Genomic DNA, 21,001 nt, shown 5'->3' on the forward strand with positions numbered 1-21,001 from the left:
GGCGCGCCGCGGTACCTGGTGACGGTGCGTGGCCTGGGCTACAAGTTCGAGCCGTAGGCCATAGGCCGTTCCACGGCCCCCGGCCGTACGGGCAGGGGTTCGAGCTGTCAGCCGTAAGCGGTCAGCTTTACCGGCCCTCCGGCCGGAAACGTGAGAGGAGGGGCGTCCCCATCGGGGGCGCCCCTCCTCTCACATGTTCCGTCAGTGGCCGGCGGTCGCCGTCGCGGTCGCCGTGGAGGACGGCGTCGCGGTGCCCGAGGGGGTCGCCGGAGGCGTCGTGGCGGTCGCCGGGGGCTTCGGGAGCTCGGCCGGGCCGAAGTCCTTGAAGTAGCTGCTCGCCGGGACGACGAAGGCGCTCAGCGCCACGTCACCGGTCTTGCTGAGCTTGAAGACGACCTTCTGCGCGTCGCCGTTCTTCGCGGCCTCGTGGCCGTTCTCGATGGTGGCGGACGCGTTGCCCTGGCCGCCGATCACGACCGAGCCGCCGGCCGGGACGACGATCGGGCCCGCGCCCTCCTTCGCCTTGAGCTTCACCGTCGCGGTGGTGCCCGGAAGGGTGATCGACTCGACGGTCTGCGGGGCGCGGCCGTTGTTGAAGACGGTCGCGGCGACGACCGCGGGACCCGCGGCGCCGGGCTCGGGCTGGGTGATCACGAGCGCGTTCTGGATCTTGACGTCGTCCACCGTGACGGCGGCGTTGTCAGGCCGCACGCCGAGCGTCTGTGCGTCGTTGCCCGCACCACAGGCGGACAGCGCGGCGATCGAGAACACGATGGCAGTGGCGGCGAGGGCGCCGCGTCGAAGGCTGCGGCTCACGGCGGCGGCATCTCCTAGGACGAACGGACAGGCTAAGGAACGGCTAAGGGTGTGTCAGCGGGCTTAGGTTACCGACCCTCACTCTCCGTCCCGCACCCGACCCGCCCCAACGCGCCCCCACCCGCTGTCCGAGCCCGGCCCGAGCCCCGTCCGAGCCCCGTCGCACGGTCGGCCCGAGCCCGGCCGGAACTCGGTCGCACGGCCCGCCCGGACCCGGTCCGGACCCGGTCCGTGGCCGGGAAGCCGCCCTCCGGTGGCCGGAACGCGACGCATTGCCCCCGTTGACCCCGCGTTCACATAACCGTCGTGATCAATTCGGCCACCGTCCTCGCATTCCACCGCCCGCCCCTCCCACGCGCCATTCGGGAAACGCCGTTGATCAATTTCGGAATCCATCCGTACGGGTGAGCGATCCTCGAACGGAGTACGTGAAGCGGGCCACATCGAACCGGGCAAACCAGGGCATCGCCGCCCCCTCCAGCCCCTCCCGGGCGCTGTAACCCGGGTGTTTCTCTCCGTCGACGCAGCGGCTCCGACCTGCGAAAAACGCCTTGCGGAAGCCCTCCGCAGCACGTACGGAGCGTTGTTGTCAAGCCCCGAGATATGCCCTGACCTGCGAAAACGCCATTCAGAAGAAGCCGTATCCGTGTTACCCTGGATAGCCACGGAAGGGGTACCTGTCACATGACGTTCAAGGTTGGCGACACCGTGGTCTATCCCCATCACGGGGCCGCGCTGATCGAGGCCATCGAAACTCGCCAGATCAAAGGCGTGGACAAGACCTACTTGGTGCTCAAGGTCGCGCAGGGCGACCTGACGGTTCGTGTCCCGGCGGACAACGCGGAGTTCGTCGGAGTGCGCGACGTGGTCGGGCAGGACGGGCTGGACCGGGTCTTCGAGGTGCTGCGCGCGCCGTACGCCGAGGAGCCGACGAACTGGTCCCGTCGTTACAAGGCAAATCTGGAGAAGCTCGCCTCCGGCGATGTCATCAAGGTCGCCGAAGTGGTGCGTGACCTGTGGCGTCGTGAGCGGGAGCGGGGTCTGTCCGCCGGTGAGAAGCGCATGCTCGCCAAGGCTCGCCAGATTCTGGTGAGCGAGCTCGCGCTCGCGGAGAACACGAACGAGGACAAGGCCGAGGCACTCCTCGACGAGGTGCTCGCGTCCTGACGCACGCACACGCACATTGACGCCTACAGACTGACGCCTGGCTCAACCGCCATGCCCAGCACTTGCGCACCACGCACACCATGCCGCGGTGCCCGATGACACGTTGCGACTCCGCAGCGCCGTCGCCGGGCACCGCGGCATGTTCGTCTCTTCTTTTTTCCCGACCCCCTACGGCCCCGACCACGGCCACGGCCCCGACCGCGACCACCGTCCACAGCGGCTCGCACGGCGACGCCTCGACCGTCGTCACGGAAAGGGCCCGGTCAAGGCGTCGCGGCAAGCCTGCTGACGCCATACCCACGTCGCCCGCGGAAACAAACCTGCCGGAGTGCAACCGATGACAGACGAAGCGCGTCCCGCGCGTACCGCCGTGGTGATCCCCGCGGCAGGCCGGGGCGTGCGCCTCGGCCCGGGCGCCCCCAAGGCGCTCCGCGCGCTGAACGGCACCCCCATGCTCATCCACGCCGTCCGGGCGATGGCCGCCTCCCGCGCGGTCTCCCTGGTGATCGTGGTCGCGCCCGCCGACGGCGCCACCGAGGTCAAGAACCTGCTCGACGCGCACGCGCTGCCCGAGCGGACCGACTACGTGGTCGTCCCCGGCGGCGACACCCGCCAGGAGTCCGTCCACCTCGGCCTCAAGGCGCTCCCCGACGACATCACCACCGTCCTGGTGCACGACGCCGCCCGCCCGCTGGTGCCGGTCGACACCGTCGACACGGTCATCGAGGCGGTACGGGACGGGGCCGTCGCCGTCGTCCCCGCGCTGCCCGTCGCCGACACCGTCAAGGAGGTCGAGCCCGCCGAGCGGCCCGGCGACGCCGAGCAGGTCGTCGCCACCCCGGTACGGGCCCGGCTCCGCGCCGTACAGACCCCGCAGGGCTTCGACCGCGAGACCCTGGTCAACGCCCACCTCACCGTGGCCCTCACCGGCGACGGCGCCACCGACGACGCCGGCATGGTCGAGAAGCTCGGCGCGCCCGTGGTGGTCGTGCCGGGGCACGAGGAGGCGTTCAAGGTGACCCGCCCGCTGGACCTCGTCCTCGCCGAGGCCGTACTCGCCCGCAGGAGGGCCAACGATGGCTTCTGAGCTCCCCGTGCTGCCCCGCACCGGCATCGGCACCGACGTGCACGCCTTCGAGAAGGGCCGCGAGCTGTGGTGCGCGGGCCTGCTCTGGACCGACGCCGACAGCGACGGATACGGCCTGGCCGGGCACTCCGACGGTGACGTCGCCGCGCACGCCGCCTGCGACGCGCTGTTCTCGGCCGCCGGGATCGGCGACCTCGGTGCGCACTTCGGCACCTCGCGGCCCGAGTGGTCCGGCGCGTCCGGCGTCACCCTGCTCGCCGAGGCGGCGCGGATCGTGCGTGCCGAGGGGTACGAGATCGGCAACATCGCCGTGCAGGTCATCGGCGTCCGCCCGAAGATCGGCAAGCGCCGCGCCGAGGCGCAGCAGGCGCTCTCCGAGGCGGCCGGCGCGCCGGTCGCCGTCTCCGGCACCACCACCGACGGCCTCGGCCTCACCGGCCGCGCGGAGGGCCTGGCGGCCCTGGCGACCGCCCTGGTGTACCCGGCGCCCCGCGCGTAGGGCCGGAGAACGCGAACGGGAGCGGGGGGTGAGCCGGCTCGTCCCCCGCGCACCCCCGCGCACCCACCGCCCCACCTCCGCGCGCCCACCACGCACCAGGCCCCCGAAACAGACCCCCCAAGGGGTCGCAACGCACTACCCCCCGCCCACTACCCTGGTGTGGTGACCATTCGCCTGTACGACACCAGCGCCCGGCAGATCCGTGACTTCACCCCGATCAAGCCGGGCTGTGTCTCGATCTACCTCTGTGGTGCGACCGTGCAGGCCGCCCCGCACATCGGGCACATCCGTTCCGGCCTGAACTTCGACATCATGCGCCGCTGGTTCGCCTACCGCGGCTACGACGTCACGTTCATCCGCAACGTCACCGACATCGACGACAAGATCATCACGAAGGGCGCCGACCAGGGCCGCCCCTGGTGGTCCATCGGGTACGAGAACGAGCGCGCGTTCAACGACGGCTACCAGGCGCTCGGTTGCCTGCCGCCGACGTACGAGCCGCGCGCCACCGGGCACGTCACCGAGATGGTCGAGATGATGCGCGGCCTGATCGAGCGCGGGCACGCCTACGAGGCCGACGGCAGCGTCTACTTCGACGTGCGGTCGTTCCCGGGCTACCTGGAGCTGTCCAACCAGGACATCGACGACCTGCGCCAGCCTTCCGAGGACGGCATCACGGGCAAGCGCGACCCGCGCGACTTCGCGATGTGGAAGGCGACGAAGCCGGGCGAGCCCGACTGGGAGACGCCGTGGGGCCGCGGCCGCCCGGGCTGGCACCTGGAGTGCTCGGCGATGGCCCACAAGTACCTGGGCTCGGCGTTCGACATCCACGGCGGCGGTCTCGACCTGATCTTCCCGCACCACGAGAACGAGATCGCCCAGGCGAAGGCGTTCGGTGACGAGTTCGCCCACTACTGGGTGCACAACGCCTGGGTCACCATGAGCGGCGAGAAGATGTCGAAGTCGCTGGGCAACAGCGTCCTCGTCGCCGAGATGGTGAAGAACTGGCGCCCCATCGTGCTGCGTTACTACCTCGGCACCCCGCACTACCGCTCCATGATCGAGTACAGCGAGGAGTCGCTGCGCGAGGCCGAGGCGGCGTTCGGGCGGATCGAGGGCTTCGTACAGCGCGCCACGGAGAAGGCCGGGTCGCCCGTCGCCCCGGCCGCCGAGGTGCCGCCCGCCTTCGCGGAGGCGATGGACGACGACCTGGGCGTGCCGCACGCGCTGGCGATCATCCACACCACCGTCCGCCAGGGCAACAGCGCGCTGGCCGCCGACGACAAGGACGAGGCGGTCGCCCGGCTCGCCGAGGTGCGCGCCATGCTCGGCGTCCTCGGGCTCGACCCGCTCGACCCGCACTGGGCCGAGGAGAGCGACCGGGGCGAGGAGCTGCACGGCGTCGTCGACACCCTGGTGCGGCTGGTGCTCGACCAGCGCGAGGCCGCCCGCGGCCGCAAGGACTGGGCGACCGCGGACGCCATCCGGGACCAGCTCAACCAGTCGGGCCTGGTCATCGAGGACAGCCCCGACGGGCCCCGGTGGACACTGGGCAACCGCTAGACGACCGATGAATGTGCCGTCCGGGCCTCCGGGCGGCACACTTCACTTACGGAACGCACCGAACGCATCGAACGCATCGAACGCACCGAACGTACGGAACTCACCGAACGCGCGGAATTCACGGACGTCGTACGCAGCACGTACGCGGCAGTCAGAGGAAACAGGTAGTAGTCATGGCCGGGAACAGCCAGCGCAGGGGACGACGTACGTCCAACAAGAAGGGCGCGACGATCGGCAGCGGTGGCCAGCGGCGCAAGGGGCTCGAAGGCAAGGGCCCGACGCCCAAGGCCGAGAACCGCAAGGGCCACAAGGCGTTCCGCGTCTCCAACGCGATGGCCAGGAACGCGGCCAAGCGCAAGCCCGTCGTCCGCCGTGGCGGCAAGGGCCAGTCGGAGATGGTCGTCGGCCGCAACCCGGTCTTCGAGGCGCTGCGCGACGGCGTGCCCGCCACGACGCTCTACGTCCAGCAGTTCATCGACAACGACGAGCGGGTGCGCGAGGCCCTGAACCTCGCCACCGGACGCGGCAACATCAACATCATGGAGGCGCCGCGCCCCGAGCTGGACCGGATGACCAACGGTCTCAACCACCAGGGTCTGGTCCTGCAGGTGCCGCCGTACGAGTACGCGCACCCGGAGGACCTGGCCGAGGCGGCGTACGAGGACCGCGAGGAGCCGCTGATCGTGGCGCTCGACGGGGTCACGGACCCGCGCAACCTGGGCGCCGTGGTGCGTTCGGTGTCGGCGTTCGGCGGCCACGGCGTGGTCGTGCCGGAGCGGCGCGCGGCCGGTATGACGGCCGGTGCGTGGAAGACGTCGGCCGGTACCGCGGCCCGTACGCCGGTGGCCCGTGCCACCAACCTGACCCGCTGCCTGGAGCAGTACCAGAAGGCGGGCCTCACGGTCGTCGGTCTGTCCGCGGACGGCGACACCGAGGTGCACGAGCTGGAGGCGCTGGGCGGTCCGGTCGTCATCGTGGTCGGCTCCGAGGGCAAGGGCCTGTCCCGGCTCGTCGGCGAGACCTGCGACTACCTGGTCCGGATCCCGATGCCGGGCGGCGCCGAGTCGCTGAACGCCGGTGTCGCGGCGGGCGTGGTGCTGTACGAGGCGGCCCGCCGCCGGATGGCCTGACCGGCGCGAGAACCCGCGCCCGGCCCACGCTCGTACGGGCTGAGTACGGGCTGACCCGAACGGGCGAAACGTCCCGGCCGTGATCTTGACGGGCCCCCGACATTTGGGGGCCGTCAAGGCAGTGTCCTAACCCCACATCACTCGGTTAGATGAGTGTGGACACCAGAACGCCCCGGCCGGGGTTCGACGATCAGCCCGCGCTGAGCATGGTCAAGGTGGATTCCGATCCCGCCCAGGTGATCGTGAACCACGCCAGCTTCCGTGTGCGGCTCGCGCCGGCCCAACTGCCGAAGGCCGCCGTGACCCCGCGGCTCGCCGCGCTCGCCGGAGCCGCCGGTGCGGGCGCGCTCGCGGGTGCCGGCGCGGAGGGGGGCCGTCGCAGGCCCGTCGTATGGACCGGGAAGTCGGCGCCCGGCGCGACCGGGCTGCTGCAGGCCGTCCGCGCGTCCGCCGGGGCCGAGCGCACGGGCGGCGTCTCCACCCTGGAGCCGCCGACCCAGACCACCCAGACCATTCCGCGCATCGACGACACGATGCCGACGCCCGTGGTGCGCGGCGGCGGACCGGGCGGCGCGGCCGAGCCGCCCGGTCCGCTGCTGCCGCCGATGCGGCGCGCCGAGGGCGCGTACGACGATCTGTACGAGATCGGGCCCGACGGCTATGACGACGCCGACGGCCCCGAGGGCGCCGACCAGCGGGCCCGTGCCGCGCACCGGCACGGCTCCGACCCGGTGCGCCACGCGTACTACCCGGGCCGCCGGATGAACCTCGGGGTGGTGCTGCTGCCGCTGCGGGTGTTCCTCGGCTTCATCTCCATCTACGCGGGCATGGGCAAGCTCTGCGACCCCGTCTACTTCGACGGCGGCGAGCGCGGCTCGATGGTCAAGTGGCTGCATTCGCTGCACCCGTGGGCGCTGGCCGAGCCGCTGCGCGACTTCGCGCTCCAGCACCCGGTGGGCGCCGGGCTCACGGTCGCCTTCCTCCAGGTCGTGGTCGGTGTGCTGACCGTCCTCGGTCTGTGGCAGCGGGTCGCGGCCGTGGTCGGGGCGCTGCTGTCGGCGGCGCTGATCCTGACCGTCAGCTGGAAGACCGTGCCGGTGTACGACGCGCCGGACATCATCTATCTGGCCGCCTGGTCGCCGCTGATCATCGCGGGCGCGCCGGTCTACTCGATCGACGGCCGCCTCGCGGGCGAGGCGTGGCGGACCCTCGGGCCGCGCTCCGAGCTGTGGGAGCTGCGCCGCCGGGTGCTGCGGCGCAGCACGGTGGTCGCGGCGGTCGTGGTCGGTCTCACGCTGCTCATCGGCTCGATGCTGGGCGGCGCGGTGCGCTCGTCCCAGATGGTCACGGTGCCGGGGCCGAACGAGGACCCGGCCAACCACCTGCCGGGCGAGCCGCTGCCGCAGGAGCCGGGCACCGGCAGCCCGTCCCGTTCGGTGTCGAAGAGCCCGAAGCCGTCGGCGACCAGCGGGGCGAGCGGGTCGGACGAGAAGTCCGATGACGAGGAGAAGGCGAAGCCCTCGGAGTCGGCCCGGGAGACCCAGCGCAGTGAGCGGCGCACGCCGACCGCGACGCAGGGCAGCGGCACTCGCACCCCGAGCCAGTCGCGTACGGCGGCTCCGCCGTCCTCGTCCGGTTCGTCGAGCGCGTCCGCCGGTTCCTCGTCGGGTTCGTCGTCCGGCGGGTCGGGTTCGGGCGGCAGCGGCGGCAGTCCGAGCGGCAGTGGCGGCTCCTCGGACGGCGGTTCGTCGTCGGGCGGGGCGCGGAACCCGATCGGTGGCCTGCTGGGCTGAGACGGGCGGCCCGGCCGGAGGCCCCTCAGGGGCCTCCGGAGGGGCCAGGGGTACGACGAAGGGCCCCGGGTGTCGACGGACACCCGGGGCCCTTCGTCGTACCCCTGGAGCAGGGAGCAGGGAGCAGGGAGCAGGGGGCGGCGGGGCTCAGCCCTGGGCGGCGAGTTCCTTCGCGGCCTCGGTGAGGTCCTTGGCGGTGTCGATGGCCCGCCAGTAGGCGCCCTGGGGCAGCGGGAAGCCCGCGAGGCGGCGCTCGCGGGCCAGGCGCGGGAAGGTGGTCCGCTCGTGGTCGCCGAGGTCCGGGAGGAGCTCGGTGAAGGCGGCGGAGAAGACGTACACGCCCGCGTTGATGAGGTACGGCGACGGCGGCGACTCGATGAAGTCGGTGATGTGCCCGAACGCGTCGGTCTCGACGGCGCCCCAGGGGATCCGCGGCCGGGCCAGGGCGAGGGTCGCGGTGGCGTCGCGCTCGGTGTGGAACTCGGCCATCTCGCGCAGCGAGAAGCGGGTCCAGATGTCGCCGTTGGTGGCGTACCAGGGCTGGTCGGGCTGGGGGAGGTGGGCGGCGGCGTACTTGAGGCCGCCGCCGCGGCCGAGCGGCTCGGACTCGACGACCGTCGTCACCTTGAGCGGCAGGTCGGCGCTCTCCAGCCAGTCCTGGAGCACCTCGGCGAGGTGGCCGCAGGAGACGACGGCGTCGGTGACTCCCTCGGCGGCGAGCCAGGACAGCTGATGGCCGATGATCGGGGTCCCGGTGCCCGGGATCTCGACCATCGGCTTGGGGCGGTCGTCGGTGTACGGGCGGAGCCGCGAGCCCTGGCCGCCCGCCAGGACCACGGCCTGGGTCGGCGAGGTCGGGGAGGTATGCATACCCGGAACGATATGCGGCCCGGGCCCGGGTCAGCTCGCGTGCAGGACGCCGTAGGCGAAGGACGTGTCGCAGACCGGGCGGGAGAAGGACTGGGCGCGGGTCGGGCCGAAGCGGTCGACGGCGGCGGCGCCGAGGGCGCGGGCGATCGACATGCAGTGCTTGGCGAGCGACGGGCGGTTCTCCACCTCGCGCTGGAGGTGGGTGAGGGCGACCGCGGGGTCCTTCTCCTGAAGCTCTGCGAGGAGCTGGTCGCGGAGAATATCCTGCGGGGCACGGGACTTGGCCCGGGTGGACACGTCCGTGGAGGACGCGGTCAGCATCTGGGTCCCGGCGCCCTGGCCGGCCCACGGGACGGCGGACACCGCGAGCGTCCCGGAGAGCACCAGGACGACGGGCAGGACGAGGGCGAGAGAGCGGCCGATTCGGCGGGCAGTGTGCGTCACGGAGGCGAGCGTAGCGGCCGGTAGTGATATGGCGACATTTAGTCACTCTCGCGGGGGATGGTTCGAGGCGGCTTTTCGAATTCCGTGTTGACGCGGAGGGGTGGGGCCGGGGGCGAATGCCCAGTTCTGCCGGGGTTTTCGTCGGGTTCGGGATTCATGCCCGCCGGTACGCGAACGGCCCCGCCCCCGCAAGCGGGGGAAGGGCCGTACGGAAGCGCTGTCGGGTACCCGGGTCGGTCGGGTACCGGGGTCAGTCGGTGAGGCGCTCGCCGGTGGAGGTCGAGAACACGTGCAGCTCGCCCGCGCGCGGGACGACGTGCAGCGTGGTGCCCTTGGCGGGGACCTCGCGGCCGCCGACGCGGACCACGATGTCCTTGTCCTCGCCGCCGACGCGGGTGGAGCCGTAGACGAAGCCGTCGGAGCCGAGCTCCTCGACCACGTTCACGGTGACGGCCAGGCCGTCCTTGCCGGTCGGGCCGGACACGTCGAAGTGCTCGGGGCGGACGCCGACGGTGACGGTGGTGTCGCCCTTGGCGGCCGCGGCGGCGATGGCGTCACGGGAGACCGGGACGATGCTCTCGCCGAACTTCACGCCGCCGTCGGTGATCGGGACCTCGATCAGGTTCATGGCGGGGGAGCCGATGAAGCCGGCGACGAAGAGGTTGGCGGGCTTGTCGTACATGTTGCGCGGCGAGTCGACCTGCTGGAGCAGACCGTCCTTGAGGACGGCGACCCGGTCGCCCATGGTGAGGGCCTCGGTCTGGTCGTGCGTCACGTACACGGTGGTGATGCCGAGCCGGCGCTGCAGGCTGGCGATCTGGGTACGGGTCGAGACGCGGAGCTTGGCGTCGAGGTTCGACAGCGGCTCGTCCATGAGGAAGACCTGGGGCTCACGCACGATGGCGCGGCCCATGGCGACACGCTGGCGCTGACCGCCGGAGAGCGCCTTCGGCTTGCGGTCGAGGTACTCGGTGAGGTCGAGGATCTTCGCCGCCTCCTCGACCTTCTTGCGGATCTCCGCCTTGTTGACGCCGGCGATCTTCAGGGCGAAGCCCATGTTGTCGGCGACGGTCATGTGCGGGTAGAGCGCGTAGTTCTGGAACACCATGGCGATGTCCCGGTCCTTGGGCGGCAGGTGGGTGACGTCGCGGTCACCGATGCGGATGGCACCGGCGGTGACGTCCTCGAGACCGGCCAGCATGCGCAGGGAGGTCGACTTGCCGCAGCCGGAGGGGCCGACGAGAACGAGGAACTCGCCGTCGGCGATCTCGATCTCCAGCTCGTTGACGGAGGGCTTGTCGGCGCCCGGGTAGACCAGGGTCGCCTTGTCGTAGGTGACGGAAGCCATGGTGATGTGTGTCCCTTCACCGGCAGGAACGTGCCGGACGATCCGTGTAAAGGAAGGATTGAGGTCTAGTCCACTTGGGTGAACTGCTGGTGACGCTACCTCGTGCTGTCCGTTCTGTGAACAGTCCGAAGGTCACGAGTCCGCAGGGCACGGGAATTCCGGCCGGGGGCGGGCGGGCGTTCGTTACACTGCACTCGCTGCCTCCTTAGCTCAGTTGGCCAGAGCACCGCTCTTGTAAAGCGGGGGTCGTCGGTTCGAACCCGACAGGGGGCTCCATGACCAGGACCGAGGCCCTGTCGTCCGCGCGGGCGACAGGGCCTCGGTCTTTTGGCGGGTGGGTGTGGGTACCGGGTGGGTACGTGGAGAGGGGCCTGCGGGACATGAGTCGTCGCCCTGGGGGAACGGCCGGGCTCTGGGCCGAGGCCCAGCGCCAGCAGCAGCGCCGGTACGAGGCGGAGGCCCGGGCGCGGCGGGAGTACGAGCGGCAGCAGCGCGCCCACGAACGGGACCTGGCGCGCGGCCGTCGTGAGCAGCAGGCGGCCTACCGGCAGCAGCGGGACGCCGAGGCCAGGCGGCGCACCGAGGAGATCGAGGCGCGGGTCGGGGCGCTGCAGGGGCTGCTGGTCACCGGCTGCCGGGCGCCGGCCTTCCGGGCGTCGGCGCTGGTCCGCGCCGAGTCGGCGGAGACACTTGAGCCGTTCCAGCCCGGTCCGCTCGCCCATCCCGTGCCCATGCCGGACCCGGGCCGGTACCAGGCGCAGGGCGGCTGGACGGCCCAGCAGCGGGCGCAGGCGCAGGCGGCGGCACGGGCACGGTTCGAGAGCGACTGGCACGCGGCGCAGGCCGCGGAGGCGCGGCGGCTGCACCAGCTCGCGGACTACCGGCAGCGGTACGACCAGTGGGCGCACGAGCGGCTCGCGGAGATCCGGCGGCACAACGCGGGCATCGCCGACATGACGGCGGCCCTGCGGCAGCGGGACCCCGAGGCCGCGGTGGAGTACTTCTCGGCCGCCCTGTACGCGTCCGCCGCCTGGCCCGAGGGCCTGCCGCGGCAGGTCGCCGCCGCGTACGACCCGGGGGCGCGCCAGCTCGTACTGAACTGGGAGCTGCCCTCGTACGACGTGGTGCCCGAGGTGAAGTCGGTCCGCTACATGCCCACCGTGGACCAGGAGAAGGAGACTCCCCGCCCCGCGGCCCAACGCCGGTCGCTGTACCGGGACGTGCTGGCGCAGTGTCTGCTCCTGGTGCTGCACGAGCTGTTCGCGGCCGACGAGTTCGGGGCCCTGGAGTCGGTCGCCCTGAACGGTTTCGTGGACGATCACGACCCGGCGACCGGCAGGCGCGCGCGGCTCTTCCTGGCGACGGTCATGGCGCCCCGGGCGACGTTCACGGGGCTCCACCTGGCGCAGGTGAGCGCCGCCGACTGTCTGGTGGACGGGTTGCGGGGGCAGTTGTCCGCCCGGCCCGACCAGCGTGCCGTGGTGCGGCCGGGCCGGGTGCCCGAGGACGTCGGCGACGACGTCGTCACGCACGGCGGGGACGACGAGCCCGACCTGTACGCCATGGATCCGATCGCGTTCGAGGCGCTGGTCGCGGAGCTGTTCCGGGCCATGGGCATGCGGGCCGTGACGACCCAGCGGTCGAACGACGGCGGCGTCGACGTCGACGCCCTGGACCCGGCCCCGATCCGGGGCGGCAAGATCGTCGTACAGGTGAAGCGCTACCGGAACACCGTGCCGCCCAGCGCGGTGCGCGACCTGTACGGCACGGTCCAGGACGCCGGGGCGAACAAGGGCGTGCTGGTCACGACGTCCGGGTTCGGTCCCGGCTCGCACAGGTTCGCCGACGGCAAGCCGCTGGAGCTGGTGTCCGGTGGCGAGCTGGTCGATCTGCTGCACCGGTACGGGCTGCGGGGGAGGCTGGGTTCCGGGGCCGATCCTGCCGGTTCTGGTTCCGGTTCCGGTGTCGGTGCCGGGGGCTCCGTTCCCGCCCAGCGGACCCAGTCCGACTCCGCGACCGCACCCGCGGCCGACTCCGTGACCGCACCCGACCACAACACGCTGGGCATGTCCTGGGCGGGCGAGGTCGCGCTCGACGTGTGCGCGCTCGTCTGCGCGGGCGGCCGGGTCCTGGACGACGACCATTTCGTCTTCTTCAACAACCCCAGGACACCGGACGGCGCCGTCCGCGCCCGCCCGGCCACCGCGCCGGACAAGGCCGCGCTCCAGGTCTCCTTCGACGCGCTCGCCGACCGGTCCGACCGGCTCGTGCTCGTCGCCGCGATCGATCCCGAGGTCAACCCCGACGCGGACCTGACCGGGTTCACCGACGCCCGCATCCGGCTGCTCGACGGGTCGGGAGCGGAGCTCGGCCGCCTTGAGGTGTCCGACGGGCGGGCCGGGGAGACCGCGCTGGTGCTCGGGTCGTTCCGGCGCCGCGCCGGCGGCGACTGGGACTTCGTCGTCGGGGGCAAGGGGTACCGGGGCGGTCTTGAGGAGTTGATCCGGGACTTCGGCATCGACGTCGCCTGATCGCCCGTCGAGGCCGCCGGGCCGGGGCCGCCGGGCCGGGGGCGGCGGGCCGGGGGTGCGCGGCGTCAACCCCGTATGGTGGTAGGCCGGTTGACGGACCGGTCGACGCGCGATGGGTACGGCGAACGGGGAAGGTGCGGGCATGGCGGTGAGGTATCGGGTGTCGCCGCGCGGGGGCATGGGGGTGCACCGGGACATCGCTTCCGCGCTCGCCGCCGCGGCCCGGCGGGGGCGGCCCGCGCGGGTGGAGATCGGGCCCGGGCGGTATCCCGAACTCCTCGTCGTACGCGGTGAGGTGGAGCTCGTCGGGACCGGCGAGCCCGGCTCCGTCGTGGTCGGCAGGCCCGGTGGCGTCGTGTGCGAGACGGCCGGTGCGGTGCAGCTGCGGGGGCTCGTCGTCGTGGCGCAGGACGCCGACGCCGTGCACTGCCGGACGGGCACGCTGACCCTGGACCGTACCGAGGTACGGGCCCCCGGCGCAGCCGCCGTGCACGCCTGGCCCGGCACCGCGGCCACCCTGCGGGACAGCGTCTTCCGGTTCGGCCGGGTCGCGATCGTCGGCGCCGACGGGCTGGTCGAGCGGTGCGTCTTCGAGGACGCCGCCGACAACTGCCTGGCCGCCGTCGACGGCGGCCGGCTCGTGGCCACCGACAGCCGGTTCGCCCGCAGCAGGCTGCACGCCGTGCGGATCAACCACGGCCGCGGCGAGGTCGTCCGCTGCGCGGTGACCGGCACCGGCGGCGCGGCGCTGATCGCCGACGGCGGATCCGAACTCACGGTCGCCGACTGCGCCGTCGACGGCGTGAACCGGGAGGCCATCGCCTTCACGGAACGCTCCCACGGCTCCGTCGACCGCACCCGCGTCACCGACGCCGAGCACGGCATCGCCGTCAACGACGGCTCCGACGCACTGGTCCGCGACAGCTCGTTCGTCCGCTGCCGGGACACCGGGATCAACGTACGGACGGCGGGCCGCGGCCGGTACGAGAACTGCGAGGTCGCCGACGCGGGCAACGTGGCCGTGTTCGTCACCGACGGCGGCGCCCCCGAGCTGCACGGCGGCCGGATCGCCGACGGCAACGTCGGCATCGTCGTCTCGGGCAACCGCAGCCGGGGCCGCTTCACCGGGGTGCGCGTCGAGGACATGACGGGCGTCGGGCTCCGCGCGTACGAGGGTGGCAAGGCCGTCTTCGAGCAGGTCATCGTCGAGCGCTGCGCCACCCATCTGGAGACCCGGGGCGACGCGGGCACCACGGCCGAGGTCAGGGGCGGCCGGTTCGTCGACTTCAGCCTGTCCGCGGTGGAGGCGCTCGGCCAGTCCCGGGTGACGCTGCGGGACGTGACCGCCGAGCGCGGCATGGTCGGCTTCGCGGTCGCCGAACAGGCCCAGCTCTTCGTGCACGACTGCGTGGCCCGCGACCTGACGTCGAGCGGGGCCGCCGCCATGGGCAAGGGCCGGCTGGTCGCCCGGAACCTCACCGTGACCGGCTCCGAGGCGATCGGCCTGATGGGCTCCGAGACCGGCGTCCTCGACGTCAGGGACAGCGAGTTCACGGACTGCGCGGCCGTCGGCGTCCTGGTGGTGGGCGACTCGGTGGCCCGCCTGGTGGACTGCGGGGTCTCCGGTACGGGTGAGGCGGCCGTCCACCACAGCGGCCACGTCGACCTGGTCGGGCTGCGCACCGAACTGCCGGTGACACGGATGAAGAAGGAGAACCACCCGACGCCGACGATCGTCAACCAGTACGGGCCGGTGTTCAACGGGGTGGCCCAGGGCATCCAGATCGCGTACGGCAACCACGGCCCGGTCGAGCAGCACCAGCATCATCACCATCACCAGCAGGCGCCACGGCCCCGGCCCGGATCACGGCCCGGGCCCGGGTCACGGCCATGGACGGACGAGGACGGCTCTTCCCATGGATGAACGACGCGCAGGGCAGGGCGGGGACGTGAACGGCCCGGTGTTCCACGGGCCCGCCCGCGAGATCCAGATCGCCTACGGCAACGAGAACGTCACCCAGAACCAGCAGATCAACACGGCGCCCGCCGCCTCCGCCGAGCACGAGGAACTCCTCGCGCTCGTCCGGGAGTTGCTGGCCCGTCTGCCGCACGTCGACCTCGCCGAGCAGGACCGCGAGGACACCCGCGCGGCGGCCGAGGACGTGATCGCGGAGATCACCGGCCCCGAGGCCGCCGAACCCGGCCGGCTGCGCCGCGCCCTGACCATGCTGCGCGGCGCCCTGGCGCCGGTGGCCACCGGGGTGGCGGCGGGCGCGACGGCGGGTGCGCAGGACTGGGCGCGGGCGGCGATCGAGGGGCTGGCGGGGGCGGTCTGACGCGCCCGTTGGACCCCTACGGGGTGCCGGGCATCCCGTACGGGATCAGCGGGCCCCGGCCCCTGGGGGCCCGTACGGGATCGGCCGCCGCCCTCAGCGGCCCGACAGGCGGTTCGCGACCACCGCGATGCGGTCGGTGCTCGCCGAACGGGCCGCCGTCTCGCGGCGGTCGGCGGCGCGGAAGGCCGCGTACATGGTCTGCACGCCGAGCCAGCGCAGCGGCTCCGGCTCCCACTTGCGCACCCGGTGGTTCACCCAGGGCAGTTCCGTCAGTCCGGTGCCGCCCGCCTGGCCCGAGTCCTGCTGGATGAGGTCGCGCAGGGTGCGGGCGGCGAGGTTGGTGGTGGCGACGCCGGAGCCGACGTACCCGCCCGCCCAGCCGAGGCCCGTGGAGCGGTCCAGGGTGACCGTCGCGCACCAGTCGCGGGGCACGCCGAGCACCCCGGACCAGGCGTGCGCGATGCCGAGCCCGGCGAGCTGCGGGAAGAAGCGGATGAGGATCTCGCGCAGCGCCTCGACGGTACGGGGCTGGGTGCGGCCGTCGTTGTCGGTCCTGGAGCCGTAGCGGTAGGGCACGCCCCGGCCGCCGAGCGCGATCCGGCCGTCGGCGGTGCGCTGCGCGTACATGTAGGCGTGGGCCATGTCGCCGAGGGTCTCCAGGCCGGTCCAGCCGATGGACTCCCACTGGGCGTCGGTGAGCGGTTCGGTGGCGATCATCGAGGAGTTCATCGGCAGCCAGGTGCGGCGCTGTCCGGCGAGGGAGGCGGTGAAGCCCTCGGTGCAGCGCAGCACGTAGGGGGCGCGGACGGTCCCGTAGGGGGTGACCGCGTGCTTGGGGCGGATCTCGGTGACCGGGGTGGACTCGTGGACGGTGACGCCGAGCGCCTCGACGGCGGCGGCCAGGCCCTTGACCAGCTTCACCGGGTGGAGGCGGGCCCCGTGCGGGGTCCAGGTGGAGCCGACGGCGCCGGAGACCTTGACGCGTTCGGCGGTCTCGCGGGCGCCGTACAGCTCGCGGTCCTTCTCGCCGAAGGCGAGCTCCCCGGCGTGGAAGTCCTTCAGCCGGGCGAGCTGGGCGGGGGTGGTGGCGACCTCCAGGACGCCGCCGCGGTGCAGATCGGCCTCGATGCCCTCGGCGGCGCACACGTCGAGGACCTCGCCGACGGTGTCGTTCATGGCGTGCTGGAGGCGTACGGCGGCCTCGTGGCCGTGCTCCTTGGCGTAGCGGTCGCGGCCCGCGATGCCGTTGTAGAGCCAGCCGCCGTTGCGGCCGGAGGCCCCGTACCCGCAGAAGGACGCCTCCAGGACGACGATGTCGAGGAACGGCACGGCCTTCTTCAGGTAGTACGCCGTCCACAGGCCGGTGTAGCCGCCGCCGACGATGACGACGTCGGCGGTCCGGTCGCCGGGCAGCGGCTCGCGCGGGGTGTCGGTGCCCTCCTGGGCGTACCAGAAGGAGATGCCGCCGTTGACGGTGCCGCCGGTGCCGCCGGTGCCGCCGGTGCCGGCCGTTCTGATCGTGGTCATGCCCATCCCTCGTCCGCTTCCCGCGTGTCACTTCCCGCGTCCCCGGTCAGGTCCGTGCACGCCGGTCCGGGGCCGTGCGCGGGAGGTTACCGGGGCCTTGGTCCCGTGGATACGGGCCTTTCGGCGCGGGGGCGGGGGCGGCGCGCGGCTTAGCTTCGAGAGTACGGATTTCGTCGTTTCCGGAAGGACTCTGCCATGCGTGTACGAGGGACTGGGCGCGCGGCCGTCGCGGCTGTCGTGGCCGGTGTCATCGGCCTTGCCGCGGTGGGGTGTTCGTCGGGCTCGGGGTCCGGGGACGCGGCGGACGCGGCGCTGACGGTGGCCGCCGCCGACCACGCGGATGTGCTGTCGAAGCTGCCCGCGGCCGTCGACGGTACGAAGATCGTCGTCGGGAAGAAGGACGCGCCGCACGTGGTGACGGTGTTCGTCGACCCGCGGTGCAGCTACTGCGCGAAGTTCGAGGGCGGCTCGGGCACGGTCCTCGCGGAGCAGGCCGGGCAGGGCAAGATCAAGGTCGAGTACGTGATCGCCTCCTTCCTGGACGGGAAGACGGGCGGCGACGCGTCGGCGCGGGCCGCGAGCGCGATGCGGGCGGCGGTGGACGCGGGGACGGGCAAGTTCGCCGCGTACCAGGCGGCGGTGTTCGCCAGCCAGCCGGAGGGCGAGTCGAAGGACGGCTTCTCCACCGACCATCTGCTGAAGATCGCGGACACGGTGCCGGGGCTGCGCGGCGAGGCGTTCGACAAGGCGGTGCGGGACAACACGTACAAGACGTTCGCCGAGGGCGCGGAGAAGACGTTCCAGGAGTCGGGGGTCGGCGGCACGCCGACGGTGCTCGTGGACGGGAAGGCGCTGACGGCGGGGAGCGGTCTGTACGACGCGAAGCAGTTCTCGCAGGCGCTGCGGGACGCGGGCGTGGCCTGAGTCCTTCGGCCGGATTTTTCCGGCGGCGGAGGACCTGGGGCCGCTCTAGGCTCGGTCGGGTGATCGAGATCCCGGTGGAACTGGCGGCGTCGCAGGAGAAGTACAACGGGGCGGCGGGGAAGGCGTTCATCGCCGCCCTGCCCGGGCGGGCCGAGGAGTTCCTCGACCGGTGGGGGCTGCGGGTGACCGGGCCGTCCATGCACGGGGTCGCCTCGCTCGTGCTGCCCGTGGAGCGGGCGGCGGACGGGGTGCCGGCGGCGTTGAAGCTCCAGCTCCTCGACGAGGAGAGCGAGGGCGAGCCGGTCGGGCTGCGGGTGTGGGCGGGCGACGGTGCCGTACGGCTCCTCGACCACGATCCCGGGACCGGCACGATGCTCCTCGAACGCGCCGACGCGAGCCGCCATCTGTCGCGGCTCGGCCTGCCCGGCGGGCCCGCGGACGCGCGGGCGGCGGTGGAGATCCTGGCGGACCTGCTGGCCCGGCTGGTGGCCGTACCGGCGCCGGAGGGGCTGCGGCGGCTCGGTGACATCGCGGACCGGATGCTGGCGGACACCCCGGCGGCCGCGGCGCGGCTCGGCGCGGCCGACGCGGCGCTGCTGCGGGACTGCGCGGCGGCGGTGCGCGAGGTGGTGGGCGAGCCGGGGGACCGGCTGCTGCACTGGGACCTGCACTACGACAACATCCTGGCGGCCGAGCGCGAGCCGTGGCTGGCGATCGACCCGAAGCCCTTGTCCGGCGACCCGGGCTTCGACCTGCTCCCCGCCCTGACGGACCTCTGGGACGGGGCCGCCCCGGACCCGGCGGAGGTCCGCTGGCGCTTCGACCTGCTGACGGAGCGGGTGGGTCTTGACCGGGACCGGGAGCGGGCGCGGGCGTGGACGCTGGGGCGGGTGCTGCAGAACGGGCTGTGGGACGTGGAGGACGGGGAGGTGGGGTTGGACGAGGGGCAGGTGGTGATCGTGGGGGCGTTGGTAGGCCGGTGACCGGTGACCGGTGACCGGTGACCGGTCACCGGCGGCAGGGGGCCGGGGCTGGTTGTCCATGGCGCGGACGGTGCTGGCCAGGCGGGCCGGGCGCGGGCACGCTGTCCTCATGATCCGTACCGCCACGCCCGCCGATGTCCCCGTCATCCACCAGCTCGTCCGCGACCTCGCGGAGTACGAGAAGGCCCTGGACGAGGTCCGCGCCACCCCCGCCCAACTCCACGAGGCCCTCTTCGGCCCCCAGCCTGCGGCCTACGCGCACGTCGCCGAGACCGCCGACGGCGAGGTCGTCGGCTTCGCCCTGTGGTTCCTGAACTTCTCCACCTGGCGCGGGGTCCACGGCATCTACCTCGAAGACCTCTACGTCCGCCCGGACCTCCGCGGCGGCGGCCACGGCAAGGCCCTCCTCACCGAACTCGCCCGCCTGTGCGTGGCGCGCGGCTACGAGCGCCTCGAATGGTCGGTCCTCAACTGGAACGCCCCGTCGATCGCCTTCTACGAGTCCCTGGGCGCGCGCCCGCAGGACGAGTGGTCGGTGTACCGGCTGACGGACGAGGCGCTGCGCGAGCTGGGGTCGTAGCCGGGCTGCCCGGCCCGATCGAACGACGGACGAGGGGCGGCGCCGTGGCGCGGACCGAGTACTACGACGATCCGGGGGCTCCCGAGCCGAACAGTCTGGTGGTGGCGGCTTCGGCCGTCGTCGTCGACGGGGAGGGGCGGATCCTGTTGCAGCGGCGGGCCGACAGCGGGTTGTGGGCGCTGCCCGGGGGCGGGATGGAGAGGGGGGATTCGTTGCCGGGGGCGGCCGTTCGGGAGGTGGCGGAGGAGACCGGGCTTCAGGTGGAGATCACGGGGCTGGTCGGCACGTACACCGATCCGCGGCATGTGATCGCGTACAGCGACGGCGAGGTGCGGCGGCAGTTCAACGTGTGCTTCACCGCGCGCGTGGTGGGCGGGGTGCTCGGGGGGTCGGAGGAGTCGACCGAGGTGCGGTTCGTCGCGGTCGACGAGCTGTCCGGGTTGCCCATGCATCACACGCAGCGCTTGCGCATCGCGCATTTCCTGGAGCATCGGGCCGAGCCGTATCTCGGCTGAACTGAGGCTTTTCTCCGGGGAGTTGGAGGGCTAGCCTGGCGGCATGCACCCTGGTACTCCAGGCGCATAAAGGGAGCCGGCCCCGCCGGTTAAAGGGGAATCGGCGGGGCCGAGCCCTCACCAGACGGGGCGGACCACCCCTTTGTCCGCCCTGGCGGCAGGCCATGTGGTCAGCCGCAGTCCTGGAGTAGGAGGGTGCGAGATGGCTACAAAGGAAAAGGAGTCGTGGATCAAGGAGCTGGCCTCCCGATTCGCCGTCGCACTGGCCGCCAAGGCCGTGTGGGCCGCGATCCTGAGGATCACCCTGCGCGATGACGCCTGAGTAGCACATCCGGTCGGGCGGCGCGGGCGCCCCCCCCCCCCGCGGGCCCCCGCCCCCCCCCCCCCCGCCCCCCCCCCCCCCCCCGCCCGTACCGCCATCGAGGCCGACGACCCCCGCGCCCCCTTTCGCGGGGGTCGTCCTCGTGCCCCGTCCCCGGCTTCCTGTAGGAAGAGGGCATGGACAACGACATTCAGCAGCGGTTCGCGCGCATCACCGGCTTCATCGAGGCGCGGCTCACCCCGCTGTTCGACCCCGCGAACGGCAAGGACCACGGGTTCGGCATGGACGACACCTCGCGGGCGCTGCGCGCGCTCCGCTACAGCGTGCAGGCCGCCTCCGCCGTCAACGGGCTTGTGGAGAAGCGGGAGTCGGCGCCGGAACTGCGGCAGGTGGTGGATCAGGCGCTGGAGCAGAACTGGGACGTGCTGCGGTCCATCGCCCGGATGTGGGAGGACCACCCCGAGTTCCTGAAGGAGTTCAAGGGACACTCCTGGGACGTCGTCGGAGTGTGAGGCAGCGCCCTCCCCGGGCGTCTAGGGGGTGTCCGGTGGATCAGGGTCCGGCCC

19 protein-coding genes and 1 tRNA gene are annotated in these 21,001 nt (G+C 72.6%); 15 read left to right on the forward strand and 5 right to left on the reverse strand.

The annotated features are described in order from the left end of the window. Window positions 1–201: 201 nt before the first annotated feature. Window positions 202–816 (reverse strand): DUF461 domain-containing protein, encoded by a 615-nt coding sequence (locus ACIPXM_RS00440; RefSeq protein WP_401650034.1) that lies wholly within the window; start codon window positions 814–816, stop codon window positions 202–204. A 684-nt stretch (window positions 817–1,500) separates the two neighbouring features. Here ACIPXM_RS00440 and ACIPXM_RS00445 point away from each other — a divergent pair. The 6 genes from ACIPXM_RS00445 to ACIPXM_RS00470 all read left to right on the forward strand — a co-directional run bounded on the left by ACIPXM_RS00445 (window position 1,501) and on the right by ACIPXM_RS00470 (window position 8,055). Beyond that, window positions 1,501–1,983 (forward strand): CarD family transcriptional regulator, encoded by a 483-nt coding sequence (locus ACIPXM_RS00445; RefSeq protein WP_003953493.1) that lies wholly within the window; start codon window positions 1,501–1,503, stop codon window positions 1,981–1,983. A 337-nt stretch (window positions 1,984–2,320) separates the two neighbouring features. Further along, entirely contained in the window at window positions 2,321–3,070 is a 750-nt protein-coding gene (gene ispD / locus ACIPXM_RS00450; RefSeq protein ID WP_401650037.1) for a 2-C-methyl-D-erythritol 4-phosphate cytidylyltransferase, read from the forward strand. Further along, on the forward strand, window positions 3,060–3,569 hold the full coding sequence (ispF, locus tag ACIPXM_RS00455; RefSeq protein ID WP_401650039.1) for a 2-C-methyl-D-erythritol 2,4-cyclodiphosphate synthase: 510 nt from the start codon (window positions 3,060–3,062) through the stop codon (window positions 3,567–3,569). Before ispD ends, ispF begins: the two co-directional genes overlap by 11 nt. A 162-nt stretch (window positions 3,570–3,731) precedes the next feature. After that, a complete protein-coding gene (gene cysS, locus ACIPXM_RS00460; RefSeq protein ID WP_401650041.1) occupies window positions 3,732–5,132 on the forward strand; it encodes a cysteine--tRNA ligase in 1,401 nt (466 codons plus the stop codon). A gap of 173 nt (window positions 5,133–5,305) precedes the next feature. Beyond that, complete coding sequence (gene rlmB / locus ACIPXM_RS00465) at window positions 5,306–6,262, forward strand: 23S rRNA (guanosine(2251)-2'-O)-methyltransferase RlmB (RefSeq protein WP_401650044.1); 957 nt, start codon at window positions 5,306–5,308, stop codon at window positions 6,260–6,262. 149 nt (window positions 6,263–6,411) lie between these two features. Then, a complete protein-coding gene (locus tag ACIPXM_RS00470) occupies window positions 6,412–8,055 on the forward strand; it encodes a DoxX family membrane protein (RefSeq protein WP_401650047.1) in 1,644 nt (547 codons plus the stop codon). A 147-nt stretch (window positions 8,056–8,202) separates the two neighbouring features. On the opposite strand, the gene ACIPXM_RS00475 is transcribed toward ACIPXM_RS00470, so the two are convergent. The 3 genes from ACIPXM_RS00475 to ACIPXM_RS00485 form a co-directional block, all read right to left on the reverse strand. Then, entirely contained in the window at window positions 8,203–8,925 is a 723-nt protein-coding gene (locus ACIPXM_RS00475; protein ID WP_401650050.1) for an NDP-sugar synthase, read from the reverse strand. Window positions 8,926–8,955: 30 nt separating this feature from the next. Beyond that, window positions 8,956–9,369, reverse strand: coding sequence for a hypothetical protein (locus ACIPXM_RS00480; RefSeq protein ID WP_401650053.1), 414 nt, complete (start codon window positions 9,367–9,369; stop codon window positions 8,956–8,958). 250 nt (window positions 9,370–9,619) lie between these two features. After that, a complete protein-coding gene (locus ACIPXM_RS00485) occupies window positions 9,620–10,717 on the reverse strand; it encodes an ABC transporter ATP-binding protein (protein WP_401650055.1) in 1,098 nt (365 codons plus the stop codon). A gap of 199 nt (window positions 10,718–10,916) precedes the next feature. On the opposite strand from ACIPXM_RS00485, the gene ACIPXM_RS00490 reads away from it, so the two are divergent. The 4 genes from ACIPXM_RS00490 to ACIPXM_RS00505 all read left to right on the forward strand — a co-directional run bounded on the left by ACIPXM_RS00490 (window position 10,917) and on the right by ACIPXM_RS00505 (window position 15,584). Beyond that, window positions 10,917–10,993 (forward strand) — tRNA-Thr (locus ACIPXM_RS00490). 104 nt (window positions 10,994–11,097) lie between these two features. Further along, a complete protein-coding gene (locus ACIPXM_RS00495) occupies window positions 11,098–13,248 on the forward strand; it encodes a restriction endonuclease (RefSeq protein WP_401650058.1) in 2,151 nt (716 codons plus the stop codon). A 142-nt stretch (window positions 13,249–13,390) separates the two neighbouring features. Beyond that, window positions 13,391–15,172, forward strand: coding sequence for a right-handed parallel beta-helix repeat-containing protein (locus tag ACIPXM_RS00500; protein ID WP_401650061.1), 1,782 nt, complete (start codon window positions 13,391–13,393; stop codon window positions 15,170–15,172). Continuing rightward, window positions 15,165–15,584, forward strand: a complete 420-nt coding sequence (locus tag ACIPXM_RS00505; RefSeq protein ID WP_401650063.1) for a hypothetical protein — start codon at window positions 15,165–15,167, stop codon at window positions 15,582–15,584. The genes ACIPXM_RS00500 and ACIPXM_RS00505 overlap by 8 nt, the downstream gene beginning before the upstream one ends. 93 nt (window positions 15,585–15,677) lie before the next feature. Here the strand turns inward: ACIPXM_RS00505 and ACIPXM_RS00510 are convergent, their stop codons facing one another. Then, window positions 15,678–17,111, reverse strand: coding sequence for an NAD(P)/FAD-dependent oxidoreductase (locus tag ACIPXM_RS00510; RefSeq protein ID WP_401650066.1), 1,434 nt, complete (start codon window positions 17,109–17,111; stop codon window positions 15,678–15,680). Window positions 17,112–17,306: 195 nt separating this feature from the next. Here ACIPXM_RS00510 and ACIPXM_RS00515 point away from each other — a divergent pair, with 195 nt between their 5' ends. The 5 genes from ACIPXM_RS00515 to ACIPXM_RS00535 all read left to right on the forward strand — a co-directional run bounded on the left by ACIPXM_RS00515 (window position 17,307) and on the right by ACIPXM_RS00535 (window position 20,947). Next, window positions 17,307–18,035, forward strand: coding sequence for a DsbA family protein (locus ACIPXM_RS00515; RefSeq protein WP_401650069.1), 729 nt, complete (start codon window positions 17,307–17,309; stop codon window positions 18,033–18,035). Window positions 18,036–18,094: 59 nt separating this feature from the next. Continuing rightward, entirely contained in the window at window positions 18,095–19,018 is a 924-nt protein-coding gene (locus tag ACIPXM_RS00520) for an aminoglycoside phosphotransferase family protein (RefSeq protein ID WP_401650071.1), read from the forward strand. A 58-nt stretch (window positions 19,019–19,076) separates the two neighbouring features. Then, on the forward strand, window positions 19,077–19,598 hold the full coding sequence (locus ACIPXM_RS00525) for a GNAT family N-acetyltransferase (protein ID WP_401650074.1): 522 nt from the start codon (window positions 19,077–19,079) through the stop codon (window positions 19,596–19,598). 44 nt (window positions 19,599–19,642) lie between these two features. Further along, window positions 19,643–20,113 (forward strand): NUDIX hydrolase, encoded by a 471-nt coding sequence (locus ACIPXM_RS00530; RefSeq protein ID WP_401650077.1) that lies wholly within the window; start codon window positions 19,643–19,645, stop codon window positions 20,111–20,113. A 498-nt stretch (window positions 20,114–20,611) separates the two neighbouring features. Continuing rightward, window positions 20,612–20,947 carry a hypothetical protein gene (locus tag ACIPXM_RS00535; RefSeq protein ID WP_401650080.1) on the forward strand — a complete coding sequence of 112 codons (336 nt, stop codon included), beginning with the start codon at window positions 20,612–20,614 and terminating at the stop codon, window positions 20,945–20,947. Window positions 20,948–21,001: the final 54 nt, after the last annotated feature.

Source organism: Streptomyces sp. NPDC090025 (genome assembly GCF_044748125.1).
Classification (GTDB): Bacteria; Actinomycetota; Actinomycetes; order Streptomycetales; family Streptomycetaceae; genus Streptomyces.